Genomic DNA, 12,864 nt, shown 5'->3' with positions numbered 1-12,864 from the left:
CCTTCAGCCTCCTCCAAACTTAAGAATGGTCTCCGAGCTGTGCTCTGGTGAATTCGTAAAACGCAAGCGCATCTTCACTGCTGGCAAAACCTGCCTGAGCCATTGTCTCACTGCCCCCGCCTTTGCCTTGGTAAGCCGCAAGATTACCTTTGAAAAATGGCCCGCACGCCCATTCGGACGGCTGCCCGTTCTGTGCCAGCACTACCTTCGCTTCCGAGATGCTGGCAAACAGCACCAAACCTTCATGCTCTGCCGTAAGCTTGGTAGCAAGGCTCTGCATATCTTTAAGTGACTTGTTCTCAAATACTTGGGCAATAACCAGTCCTTCTCGTGCAGAAAGCAGTTCCTGAGCGTAGTAAGCATCATTGGTTGCTTTTACCACATTTAGCTCGCTGTGCAGAAGCTTCTGCTCCTGTTCCATTTTCTCAATGCGCTCTAGCAACTCATCCCGATTGGTCTTCAATTTCGTGGTAACGCCGTTCAGCACGTGTTGGATCGCCGTAAATTCATTCAATGCTCTCGTGCCGCATTTAAAATAAATTCGAGTGGCAGCCTTCACCTTTTCGGTTTTGAGAAGCTTGATTATGCCAATCTCGCCCGTAGCTGCTACATGAGTGCCGCCGCAGGCATTGTACTCCACACCCTCAATCTCCACGATACGAATATCCTCCGTCACCGTCGGCGGCTTCACCAAAGGCAGTCGCGCCGCTTCTTCGGCGGTAACCCAAGATGTGCGAACCGGTGCATTGCGAACAATCTGCCGATTCACCTCTTGCTCAATGTCAGCGAGTTGTTCCGCGCTCAGCATCTCTGCCGCCACATCAATCGTTGCGTAGTCTGTGCCTAGATGAACACTAACCGTCATTGCGTCCGTCAGCTTCAACGTGACCGCCGATAACAAATGCTGCCCTGTATGATGCTGCATATGGTCGAATCGACGTTCCCAGTCCAGCTCACACTGAACTTCGTCCTGTTCTGGAGAATGCTCCAGCTTATGCCAGACCTCTCCGTCTTCCAGATTCACATCTAGCACAGCAATGCCGCCAATCTGCCCCAGATCACAGGATTGTCCACCTCCATGCGGATAAAATGCCGTCTCAGCCAGTGTAACGTACACACCATCCGCCTTCGTCAATCGATTCGTAATATGTGTATGCCACTCGCGTATGTACGCAGAGTCGTAGTAGATTTTTTGAGTCATTGGCATGCTTCGTTCCCTTCTCGGTCAAGTGGGTAGTTCTATTTCTTCAGATTACACTATTTGGCATAACCAAGCCAATATCGGTTTATTCTGACACCCTTTGGGATCACAAAAAGACTGTTCTGCAAGCCAAGCCTATAGAACAGTCTATATTTAATTCAACGTTTGATTTGAGAACGTTTGGATATGGATAAATCGATATAACTATGTATACAGGTTCCCCGAAATGAGCAAAGCTGTATGCCACAATGCCGATAACATATCCAAGCCAACTATTCATCTAAATTTAGTTTTTTAAAATTAGATGTAAATGAGTACATGTAAATTTTGACTCACTATGGCCTAAAAAAGGCACACGTAACGACGCCGGACTCCAGCGTCGCCACCTGTGTTAAACAATATCTATATGTTTTTTATCGTCATTTATGCAAAAATAATAGATTCTCTACTTACTTCATAGACTCGGAAAGTTCTGTAAAGATCACACCCAGCGCATACGCACCAGCATCTGGATAGCCCAGACTACGATCACCGACTGTACCTGCGCGTCCCATACGTGCAACGATATCTTCCGTTTTCTTGGCACCCTCAACCGCTGCTGCTGCACCTTTGGCAAATGCTGTTTTGAAGTCATCTCCAGATGCTGCACTTTGCGTCCAGGCATCTGCACATGGTACGAGGGCATCGATCAGCGTTTTGTCCCCTACAACCGCACCACGTCCGAAGGAACGTTCACCTGTTGATTGAATGCCTTGAACGGCCGCCTGCATCATCTCAGCGAATTCAGCTACGTTCAGATGTTGCTTCTCACCAACGGCTTTGCCTGCTGCACGGAATGCCGAACCCCAGATCGGACCGGAAGCTCCACCACAATACTCCATGATCACCAAGGAGCAAGCATCGAGGAACGAACCGATATCTTTTTTCTCTTCGTTAATGATGTGGTTCCATTCACGCTTCAGTTGACGGAAGCCTTTAGCTACACTCATTCCGAAGTCGCCGTCTCCGGCATGGGAATCCAGTTCACAGAATGGTACTTCATTCTTGATGATGATCTCGCCCATTTTATCAATCAAATAGACCACGTTATCCAAGGAGAACTGATTGTTTTCAATGACAGCCGCTGAAGCATCAGTTTGCACTTCGTAAGACACCGGAACATCCTCCGTCACAACCGCTTCTAGCGCTTCAGAGTAAGGCACTTGTGTTACTGGAGGACCAGATACTTTGAATGCTGGCGTGTCACTTTCCTTGAACAACAATGTTTTCAGTTCATCATCCAGCTTCAGAATTGTCACCGATGCACCCGCCATATCAATACTGGTCATATAGTTGCCTACGAACGTTGTGGCTACATTAAGACCTGTATGCCCTGCAAGCTCACGTTGAACCGAATTGTTGAGCAAATACAGCTCTTGTAGCGGTGTTGCACCGAATCCGTTCACAAGCACAGCGATCTCAGCAGAAGCATCTTGATCCAGCTTCATATCTTGAAGCAAAGCGGAAACCATACGCTCTGCGAGTTCATCCGCAGATACGATCTTCTCACGACGAATACCTGGCTCACCATGGATACCTACCCCAAACTCCATCTCATCCTCTGCGATTTCGAAGGTCGGTGTTCCTTTGGCAGGAACAGTACAGGATGTGAATCCAAAGCCAATACTGCGCACGTTCTGTGCTGCTTTCTCGGCAACAGACTTCACTTCTTCCAGACTGCGTCCTTCTTCTGCTGCTGCACCAGCGATTTTGTGAACTAGAACCGTTCCAGCCACACCGCGGCGTCCAACCGTATACAAGCTGTCTTGCACGGCAATGTCATCTTCAACACGAACATACTGCACGTTGATGCCATCTTCCTCAGCTAGATGAGCGGCATTTTTGAAGTTCATCATGTCGCCGCTGTAGTTCTTGATAATGAGCAGCGTACCTTTGTTGCTAGCCGTTGCCTTGATCGCTTGATACACCTGAATCTGGGAAGGTGATGCAAACACATCACCGCATACAGCTGCATCCAGCATACCTTTGCCCACATAACCCGCGTGAGCCGGCTCGTGACCACTACCGCCTCCGCTGATCAGGCTGACTTTGTCAGCCTGAATCTCTCTGCGTTTGATCACTTTGTATTTTTTCAGGAATTCCAGCTCCGGATGCGCAAGCGCAATCCCGTTGCACATTTCCATGACAACATGTTCTGCCTGGTTGATGATTTTTTTCATTTATTTTGCCTCCTGGCGAGCTTTGTACTCCCGTCCGATTCGGTCTGCTGCTGCAATCGCTGCTGCTACTTCAGGAACTGTAATCGGGAATGGCATCGCGTGGATGGATTCCTCTGGAATGCAAGCAATCTCTGCTACTTTCAAAAGCTCTTCTTGTGTAATGGTTTCTACGCCGATATCTGCCAGACTTACAGGCAGTCCTACGGAGAGACAGAAGTCCATAACTTCATGCAGCTCTTCGGTCGGTGCATTTTCAAGCACGAGCTGTGCAATCGTACCGAAGGACACTTTTTCACCGTGGAAGTAATGGTGTGTGCCTTCCAGAACGGTCAGACCGTTGTGAATAGCGTGTGCTGCGGCCAGACCGCCACTTTCGAATCCAAGTCCAGACAACAGGATGTTGGTTTCTACGATGTTTTCCAGAGCTTGAGTTACCACGTTGCTGTCAGACGCCGCTTTCGCTTTGGCACCATCAGTAAGGAGCATTTCGTAACACAGTTTAGCCAGTGCCAGTGCTGCATTCGTTCCTACAGCAGAAGGGGTGTATCCTTCACGAGAACCCATTGGCAGACTTGCATTCACACGAGAGTACGATTGGGCAGTTGCTCTTGCTTCGAAGTATGTGGACAATGCATCCCCCATACCGGATACAAGGAAACGAGTTGGAGCATTGGCGATAACGGTTGTATCAACCAATACCACGCTTGGACTCTGTTTGAAGTAAGCATAATCATCAAAAGCACCTTCCGGTGTATACAGTACTGCCGAGTGACTTGTTGGTGCATCGGTAGCTGCGATCGTTGGGCAGATAATTAATGCCTCACCTTCAGCAACACATTTCGCTGCATCAATAGCTTTACCACCACCGAGACCAATGGTGCATGCGCATCCTTTTTCTTTTGCGATCTGCTGCAAGCGAGCTACTTCTTCACGTGAGCACTCACCTTTAAAACCGCTTTCAACAAAAGTGATTTTGAATTTTTCAGCAGTTGCATCCAGCTTCGCTTTCACACGCTGTACATCATCCGGGTGAGCAATCAGTAGTGCAGAATCTCCAAAGGATTTCACGAAATATCCCAGGTTCAACAATTCATCTTCGCCTTGCACGTATTTCGTTGGGCTAATAAATGCTTTTCTCATAATATGATATGCCTCCTAGTAGTAAGATAGATGGTAATGCCAAGACATCACAATAAAGCTTGTCCTTCAAATTTTAATTGTTGCAATTAACCTAAATATAACGCAGAAACAGAAGGTTTACAGTGGACTTTGATAACAAATAATTATAATTATCAATCGTAATTTTTTGCTTTTTCTCATATTCGTGGTATGTTATTGTCATGAGATGGTTGAATTTTGACCTCTTATTTTCTATTACCCGCTGTGCCCGCATTTTAATATGTACAAATTTCAAATTTTAACGACTCTCCGATCTACGAATTCGGTCTGCAACGGAGGTTACTCATATGATTAAAGAATATCTTCACATCAATAAAATACTGGATCTGGACAAGTGGAAACGCCTTCAGGATTCCCTTGCCACGGTCACTAAACTTGCCATTCTTACTGTCGATTATAAAGGCATACCCGTTACGACCCACAGCAGCTGTCAAGCATTCTGTCAGAACGTCCGCAAAGATCCCGAGCTACTTCCCTACTGTCAAAAATGTGACTCACGCGGCGGTTTGGAGGCTGTTCGCCTTAACGAACCCTATGTTTACCTTTGTCATTTCAATATCATTGATATAGCGATTCCAATTACCATTGATGGGAAATATATCGGAGCGGTCATGGCTGGGCAAGTCAAGCTGGCTGACCCTGAGAAGGGAACGGATCTGGAACAGATCGTCACGTCCAAAAACGTACCTATGCATGATGCAAAAATGAAAGAGTTACAGGCAGATTACGACCAGCTTCCCGTCATGACGTATGAGGAGATCGTGAAAATTTCCAATATGCTATCCTTGCTGTGCAACTATATCGTGGAGGAAGCCTTGAATAAAAACCTGCTGGTAGAGATGTTCAAGAAAGCTTCCGGCAATCAGGAGTCCGTCAACTTGTCCACCATTCTGCCGGGGTATTCGATCCGTAACATTGAGTCAATCAAAAAGGAAATGACCAACGCCATTGCAGATGCTTATCTCAAAAACAGTCCGAGTGATACGGAAAGTGTAAATCCGGTGCTCCAGCCTGCTTTTGACTATATCCATAGTCACAAAAGTGAACAGGTCTCGCTAAAGCAAGCCGCCGAACTGTGCCACCTGAGTCCGAGCTATTTCAGCAGGCTATTCGCCAAGGAGACGGGTGAGAACTTCACCACCTATCTCGCCAAACTCAAAATCAAGTGGGCCAAGCAGCTACTGGAGGTCACTGACATGCCCGTTTCACAGATCAGCGATGAGCTGGGATTTAATGAATCGGGGTATTTTATTAAAATTTTCAAAAAGTTCGAGGAAATCACGCCTGCTCTTTATCGAAAATATATTCATGAAAAGATACATTTGTAATCAAGCATCTCATCAACCCAAACCTTAATCGATCTAACCTGAAAAATGGCTGATCAGAGCACCTCTCTGATCAGCCATTCATATAGATCATTTACCTTTATAATGCAATCCCCGTTACTTTCCATTCCAGAATACCTGTAGAAGCCTTGCTGCTGGAGACCATTTGGAGACGAATTTTGGTTGTGCTCACTGGATCAAAGGTAGTTGTATTATACATATCTGCTCGAGTTCCCATGCCTTTGGCATTTTTCACTTCACGCCATGCTGTGCCATCCCAATACTCCATTTTATATGAGCGAGGTACATCAATGCCACCGCCATCTTTGAACCAGTACACATCTGTCTGTGACAAAGTGTAGGTGCGATCAAAATCATACTGCACCCAATGCGTTCCTATCTCTGGCCAGTTTCCATATACTTTTTGCGTGCGATCATTGGAATGTGCCGGATCTAAACCATCATTCAGGGCAGCAATCGTCTCCCATGGAGAAACATAGGACGTTGTCACTTTAGCGCGATGGGCTACATTCACAGGCTGATTCGTTGACGGTGCAAGAGGGAAACGTGCTGTGTCTTTCTTCAACTGGCTCCACGTATACCGCAGTAACCAGATGTCCCATTTCGTAATGATATTCGAATTCCCTGCCCACATAATTGTTGGTAGCGGGAATCCACCTGGTGGACGGTCTGCCACTTCATAGAAATCAGGCAGGCCAAAGCTGTGTCCAATTTCATGCTCGACAATATGAACTTCATCGTTGTTCACAGTACTCAAGATGTAATCATCCGATACGCGCTGTCCCCAGTCTCCACCAGCGCCACCGCCGAAATTAGACGTGCCCCACAAGTACATGTCAAAGCGTTTGTCCAAACCACCCGGATACACATAGTTTGCATTCTCAAAGTGTTCGAACCTAGACAACTCGCTAGGGGCATACGGTAAGGCTGCCGGGATTTTAGGATCTGACTTGCTCAGCTCATCTATAGAAGTGGTGGTATACACGATTTCGTCCGATTGTTTATTTAATATCTGTGTCGGATTCGCCACTGCCCAACCGACGACTTTAACTTTAATATCTCCATATGGCCAACCATCGTAACCCTTGAGATGTTTAGTCCAATTATTAAGCTGACGCCCCAGCATCTTCTCAATATCCTTGCGCTGTTGCAGAGTCACATTCTTGGTAGATTGCCACCGCACCACATAATTAATGGTCCCTTGTCCCGTAAAAATCTGATCATAGATTAGATTCTTCCGATTCACCGAACGTTCCTTGATCATACGATTGGTGTATACCCACTCAATGGAAGATCTTAATTCCGAAGGCATGTCTGATAAAGTAGCACTTATGGTTACCCTTGAATTGGCTTCCTCAGCTGCGTAGACCTCTCCAGACCAGGCTGTACTTCCTCCTAGCAATGTTGCAGATAGTGCGAGTGACATTACAGCTAATGTACATTTTTGACGCGAAAACATGCTCCTCATCCCTTCTCTTTTCACCCTCAGAATCGTTACCTTTATTTTAAATTTTATGTAATATATTACCTTTATTATTTTTGCATTTTTTACACATTCTTGTAATCATACTTTATACCTGATTTGTGTATAGGTTCGTGTATCTATGCTTATATTTCATTTGATCAAATCAGATTATAGCTGAACCCTTTTTTCTCATTCATGAAAAATACTTTCACGGAATTGCGCATACGAATTAAAGCCCTGTCCAAAAGGACAGAGCCGTTTCATTACATTATAGAATTTTTTGCATATGGATTCGTATCTTGATCCCGTGCTTACGACAATACACCGAGATCGACCTCCAGTTCCTCCTCCTAATGCCGCAATTGCCCGCCAATCTAACGCTGTGGCAGCTCAATAAGAAGCCAAGCAACCTCCTGATTCATTCCATTCACATACTTTATGATTCCAGTACGGTCATAATCTCCACCAGTGCATGAAGCGCACTAGAACTATGTTCACCACGAGCGTACACAAACCCTACTTCCAAACGAGAATACGGATCAGGCAGAGATACAAGTTCCACCTCACCTCTGGATGCTGCTTGAACAACCGAAGAACGTGGCAGCAAGGATACACCCAAGCCTGCCGTAACACCATGGAGAATTGTGTCCAGTGTCCCATATTCCATGACGTTTAATAATTGAATTCCTCTAGTTTTCAAAAAATCCTCAGCTTGAGTGCGATGACTGCATCCAACCTCAAAAAACAACATTGGCCTGCGGAGCAGTACAGATATGTCATCTTCTCCCGGTTTAGCGATCAGCACCATTTCATCGTCGTATATCTTCATATAATTCAGCTTCTCATGTTCTACAGGGCCATAGACCATAGCGCCATGCAATTCATGCTCGATAACCTTCTGATTTAACTCATGTGTACCACCTGTGACAAGGGAATAATGCACCTTCGGATAACATGCGCAGTACTCTGCCAGGAGCGGTGTCACGAAACGGGAAGCTGCCGTCTCAATCGAACCTAATCGCAGATTCCCCGTCGGTGGACCACCTTCCTGCGTCACCTGCTCTGCTTCATTTAATAATTGCAATATTCGATCCGCGTAGCCAAGCAAATTCTCTCCGGCCGGGGTAAGTATCATTCCACGATTGGAACGGTAAAACAATGGCACCTGAAGCTGCGCTTCCAATTGTCTGATCCGTGTGGTTACGTTGGATTGCACATAATTAAGTACGATGGCGGCTTTAGTGATACTGCCCTCGCGGGCAACCGCCTGGAATATTTTCAAATCCCCTGCATCCATTTTCTTCTCACCTGCTTGTTATCTATCATTATTCTTGATACTGACCTTCATTTCTGTTTATTTTACGTGTTTCCAGACTGCCTGTACAATGACTCGGTAATACGTAGTCTATCTATTTACACGATCACTACGATAACAGACTAACCTAAATTCTACGGGGAGGTATTATCTATGAAAGCAACACAAACCATGTACGCAATGAACCATTCAGGTCATCGTGGCCTTGAAGGTCTTCAATATTCATCCTGTGCAACACCTCAAGCAAAGCCGGGACACGTTGTTATAGAGCTTCGCGCAGCTGGACTTAATCATCGTGATCTCTTCATCATGTCAGACCGTTCGCCTCAAGACACGCCGTTTATTCCCGGGTCGGACGGGGCGGGCATCATCGTGGAGGTTGGACAAGGGGTGCTGCATCTCGCTTTAGGTCAACATGTCATCATTCATCCTACGATTGGTTGGGAACATACCGCAGATGTGCCCGTGGTTCCGCAAATTGTTGGCGGGCCATCGAATGGAACGCTCGCACAATATATTGAACTTCCAGCCAGCAATGTGCTACCCAAGCCCGAGCACCTCTCCTGGATTGAAGCTGGCGTATTGTCTCTTTCCGCGCTGACAGCATACCGGGCATTGTTCACTCGTGGCGGGCTGAGAGCAGGTGAGCACATCCTCATTCCCGGCGTTGGAGGCGGTGTAGCTACCTACGCCCTACTCATGGCAACCACCGCTGGAGCGAGGGTAACGGTAACGTCAAGAAGTGAGGTTAAACGAGCTGAAGCGTTACGTCTGGGAGCTTCCCAAGCCCTGGATAGTCACGCAGATTGGAATGACACATTGAACAACCTTGGTCCGGTAGACATCATCCTGGATAGTATTGGACAAGCTATGTTCCCCAAATATGAGAAGATGATCCGACCTGGCGGACGAATTGTGATGTTTGGTGCAAGCTCCGGTGATGACCTACATCTGCCGATTCGTTCAATCTTTTTTCCGCAAATCAGCCTGATTGGCACCTCCATGGGTAGCCGTGAAGAGTTTGTGCAAATGCTGGAGTGGGTAGAAAAACATAAGATACATCCTGTAGTAGACAGCGTCTATTCACTTCAAGATGCAGCACAAGCGTTTGAACGCATGGAAAAAGGCGAGCAGTTCGGTAACATTGCTATTACGATGGACTAAACAACGACCTTCTTACCATGAACTTTCCCCTTATCAATGATAGACTTATGCTTAGACATAGTTATCAGATAAGGGGGATTTACTACTGACTCGTTATCTTAAAGGTTACATGATACGCGCTATCATCGTGGCCATCGCAATCAATCTTCAGGAGGTACAGATGATGTCCAATCATGAACATCTCATCGCGTTAGTTCGCAACATTATGAATGCGGAAGGAACTGAGCAGGAGCTTGATGATATGTTGATCGAGGTGCAGCAGGCACTGCCTTATGCAGAGGTTAGTAATCTGATTTTTTGGGATGAACGTGATCTTACCCCGGAGCAGATCGTGGAAGAGGCACTTCAAGCTCGTCCTATTCAACTCCCACCCCAATCTTAAACTCTCTCTCAGGAGGTGAACGAAACTTATGTCTAAAAAAGATATAACTCCCCCATTGGACGCGCTTAATCTCGACTCAGCCACTTCAGAGGAAAAACAGGAAGCGCTTCGTCAGATCATTGAATTAATTGATCCAGCATTAACTCGGCAAGTCCTTGCACTTGGCATGGACAGACAGGAGGAAGATTTGGTACGTATTGAGGCTTGGCGCGCCCTGGGTATGGCAGAAGCTTCTCCAATTTTGAGTACGATCCGCGAAGCAGCAGGACAGTTGGTACGTAATTCAGATGAAGACGAGGATGTGCAAATTCAAACTTTACTGACTCTAGCTCTACTCCCCGTTACCGAGAATGAGATTCAGCTGGCTCAGGATGTCATTGAATCGGATGCCTATATCCTGTTGCAAAGCGCTGCTTTCGATGTTATAAAAGCAAACAAACATTCCCCGCAAGCTGTGCTTGCGCTGGAATCCCTGCAAACTCATCCCGACTTCGGTACTTCGGCCAGATGGGAACTTCAATCTGAATCAGGACGTGATAATCCATGAACTCCAATGATCAACAGCATTCACAAGAACAACATAGAGAACGCTCGGCAGAGGAAGCCACTCAAGCGGTTCACCTTACTCAAGGCGAGATTCATGCCATTCAGAAGGCACTGCTTTTTCTCAAATTCGAATGTGAAGAGACCGCCTCTTTGTTGTACGCAGGCAGTCCTTTATTAAATATTGCGCTAAGCAAAATGAGAGAAGCAGACGTTCACGGCGAATTCTCCAAACAGTTCCACTCTAATCCTAATCGCCATGCAGAATCGTTTATGCGCGATAAGCTGGAGCGCTCTTATGCCGAAGAACATGTTCCGCATGAACGAACCGAAGCGCAGCTGAATGAAATTTGGCAGAGTTGCATGTTTCCATTTCCCACAGGCCAGTTCAAGCCAGAATCGGATCCCCAATCATAATCCCCTTCCCTTACGGAAGGCATCCCATATTATGTTTTTGAAGTTAAGATCTCCGTGTTGGAGTTTTCCGTAGGATCATATACTACACACCTGACACTCTTTAGTATCTAATAATAATATAAATTTAAATTCTTTCGTTTTGATCAACCACTAACGTCATTTACAGGTATAATGTAGACAACTTAGATGATTCATTACATACGGGAGGGCGAATGATGGAAACAGAAGGTCTACGTGGTGTCGAGCAGCTCGCTCTAAAGAAGCACAAAATTTACAAACAAAGTTTACTGCGATATCTGTCGCGCTCTATGCTGGCTAGCATGTTCATTGGATTCGGTGTCATTGTCGCATTTAAGACGGGTAATTTCTTCTATATGGAAGATTCCCCGTTCACATACCCGATGGCAGCCATTACCTTCGGTGCGGCGATTATCCTGATTGCCTATGGTGGCGGTGATCTGTTCACTGGCAATACGTTCTATTACACCTATGCGGCACTACGCAAAAAGCTGCGCTGGCTTGAAGTGGTTAAGCTGTGGATTGCAAGCTATAGCGGAAATATGATGGGTGCGGCGGTGTTTGCCCTGTTGATCTACCTGACGGGACTGTTCGATTCGGCACAGGTGAACGGCTTTCTGCTGAGTGTGGTCGAGCACAAAATGGAAGCCCCAGCGATGCAGCTCTTTTTCCGTGGTATCCTCTGTAACTGGCTCGTATGCCTGGCGTTTTTTGTACCGATGTTTATGAAGGAGAACGGCGCCAAAATGTTTGCGATGATGCTCTTTGTTTTCTGCTTTTTCATCTCGGGGTATGAGCATAGCATTGCGAATATGTGTACGTTTGCAATTGCACTGGTGTTAAACCACCCGGGGACAATTTCCTTCGACGGTGTGATTCACAACCTGGTGCCAGTGACCCTTGGTAATCTGGTAGGCGGTGTGCTGCTAATGGGCTTCATGTATTATGCGGTGAACAAACCGTTCCTGGACGAAGAGACACATTAATTTTATTTTGGAAAAAAGATCCCCTTCCTGCCCGGTCTAACAACCACGGGTCACCAGTAAGGGAACCATTCACCCCCCGGGTGGTGTCTCTCAGATGCAGGAGACACCACCCGGGGGGTTTGCCTTAACCTGTCGTCATCTTACCCCGACAGGCATGATGAACATATCTACTGACCTTCTGCTCGCTTCATCTCCAGATGCAGCAGCGGAAAAGGATTGCCCGAGCTGTCCCGTTCGGATCGTCCTGTCTGCATAAATCCCAGCTTGGTATAGAACCCGACCGCATCCTCGTTTTGTTCATTTACATCCACTCTAAGCGCTGTGCCTTTCATCTTCATACTTTGAAAGACCAGAAATTTACCGACGCCTTGTCCCTGAAAATACTCGTCTACAAACAGCATCTCAATAAAGGTATTGTCCAGACCGATGAACCCGATGGGCTCTTGCTCGGTATCCAGCACCTCCCATACCTCTACTTGCTTTTGTTCCAGAGCTTCAGTGACCATTTGTTTATAAAATAGAAAGTGATGCTCTTCCAGAAAGGTATGCGTTGCTCGAACAGCACGCTCCCAGATGGTAACCAGCTTGGCGTGATCCTGCTCCCGGTAAGGTACCATTAACATTATTCA

12 protein-coding genes are annotated in these 12,864 nt (G+C 46.5%); 6 read left to right on the top strand and 6 right to left on the bottom strand.

The annotated features are described in order from the left end of the window. Positions 1–19: 19 nt before the first annotated feature. The 3 genes from PQG66_RS22640 to PQG66_RS22630 form a co-directional block, all read right to left on the bottom strand. Entirely contained in the window at positions 20–1,201 is a 1,182-nt protein-coding gene (locus PQG66_RS22640; protein WP_272040156.1) for an alanyl-tRNA editing protein, read from the bottom strand. Between the two features lie 449 nt (positions 1,202–1,650). Next, positions 1,651–3,420 (bottom strand): dihydroxyacetone kinase subunit DhaK, encoded by a 1,770-nt coding sequence (gene dhaK / locus PQG66_RS22635; protein WP_272040092.1) that lies wholly within the window; start codon positions 3,418–3,420, stop codon positions 1,651–1,653. Then, positions 3,421–4,560, bottom strand: a complete 1,140-nt coding sequence (locus tag PQG66_RS22630; RefSeq protein WP_272040091.1) for a glycerol dehydrogenase — start codon at positions 4,558–4,560, stop codon at positions 3,421–3,423. It lies immediately after the preceding gene. A 326-nt stretch (positions 4,561–4,886) separates the two neighbouring features. Here PQG66_RS22630 and PQG66_RS22625 point away from each other — a divergent pair, with 326 nt between their 5' ends. Next, the gene (locus PQG66_RS22625; protein WP_272040090.1) at positions 4,887–5,927 is read left to right on the top strand and encodes a PocR ligand-binding domain-containing protein; all 1,041 of its coding nucleotides are present in this window, start codon (positions 4,887–4,889) and stop codon (positions 5,925–5,927) included. Between the two features lie 97 nt (positions 5,928–6,024). Here the strand turns inward: PQG66_RS22625 and PQG66_RS22620 are convergent, their stop codons facing one another. Beyond that, complete coding sequence (locus tag PQG66_RS22620) at positions 6,025–7,404, bottom strand: discoidin domain-containing protein (protein WP_272040089.1); 1,380 nt, start codon at positions 7,402–7,404, stop codon at positions 6,025–6,027. Positions 7,405–7,846: 442 nt separating this feature from the next. Further along, positions 7,847–8,707 carry a LysR family transcriptional regulator gene (locus PQG66_RS22615; RefSeq protein ID WP_272040088.1) on the bottom strand — a complete coding sequence of 287 codons (861 nt, stop codon included), beginning with the start codon at positions 8,705–8,707 and terminating at the stop codon, positions 7,847–7,849. Positions 8,708–8,896: 189 nt separating this feature from the next. On the opposite strand from PQG66_RS22615, the gene PQG66_RS22610 reads away from it, so the two are divergent. From PQG66_RS22610 to PQG66_RS22590, 5 genes are all read left to right on the top strand, one after another. Then, positions 8,897–9,889 (top strand): zinc-binding dehydrogenase, encoded by a 993-nt coding sequence (locus tag PQG66_RS22610; protein WP_272040155.1) that lies wholly within the window; start codon positions 8,897–8,899, stop codon positions 9,887–9,889. A gap of 160 nt (positions 9,890–10,049) precedes the next feature. Further along, a complete protein-coding gene (locus tag PQG66_RS22605) occupies positions 10,050–10,271 on the top strand; it encodes a hypothetical protein (RefSeq protein ID WP_272040087.1) in 222 nt (73 codons plus the stop codon). A 28-nt stretch (positions 10,272–10,299) separates the two neighbouring features. Next, positions 10,300–10,818, top strand: coding sequence for a hypothetical protein (locus tag PQG66_RS22600; RefSeq protein WP_272040086.1), 519 nt, complete (start codon positions 10,300–10,302; stop codon positions 10,816–10,818). Next, the gene (locus PQG66_RS22595; RefSeq protein ID WP_272040085.1) at positions 10,815–11,231 is read left to right on the top strand and encodes a hypothetical protein; all 417 of its coding nucleotides are present in this window, start codon (positions 10,815–10,817) and stop codon (positions 11,229–11,231) included. Before PQG66_RS22600 ends, PQG66_RS22595 begins: the two co-directional genes overlap by 4 nt. A 215-nt stretch (positions 11,232–11,446) precedes the next feature. Then, positions 11,447–12,235: a formate/nitrite transporter family protein gene (locus PQG66_RS22590; protein ID WP_272040154.1), complete on the top strand. Its 789-nt coding sequence runs from the start codon at positions 11,447–11,449 to the stop codon at positions 12,233–12,235. Between the two features lie 167 nt (positions 12,236–12,402). Here the strand turns inward: PQG66_RS22590 and PQG66_RS22585 are convergent, their stop codons facing one another. Then, complete coding sequence (locus tag PQG66_RS22585; RefSeq protein ID WP_272040084.1) at positions 12,403–12,858, bottom strand: acetyltransferase; 456 nt, start codon at positions 12,856–12,858, stop codon at positions 12,403–12,405. Positions 12,859–12,864 lie beyond the last annotated feature (6 nt).

The organism is Paenibacillus sp. JJ-100, from assembly GCF_948329825.1.
GTDB lineage: Bacteria > Bacillota > Bacilli > Paenibacillales > Paenibacillaceae > Paenibacillus.
The sequence above is the reverse complement of the archived record's forward strand: the minus strand, read 5'-3'. Positions and strand labels throughout refer to the sequence as shown.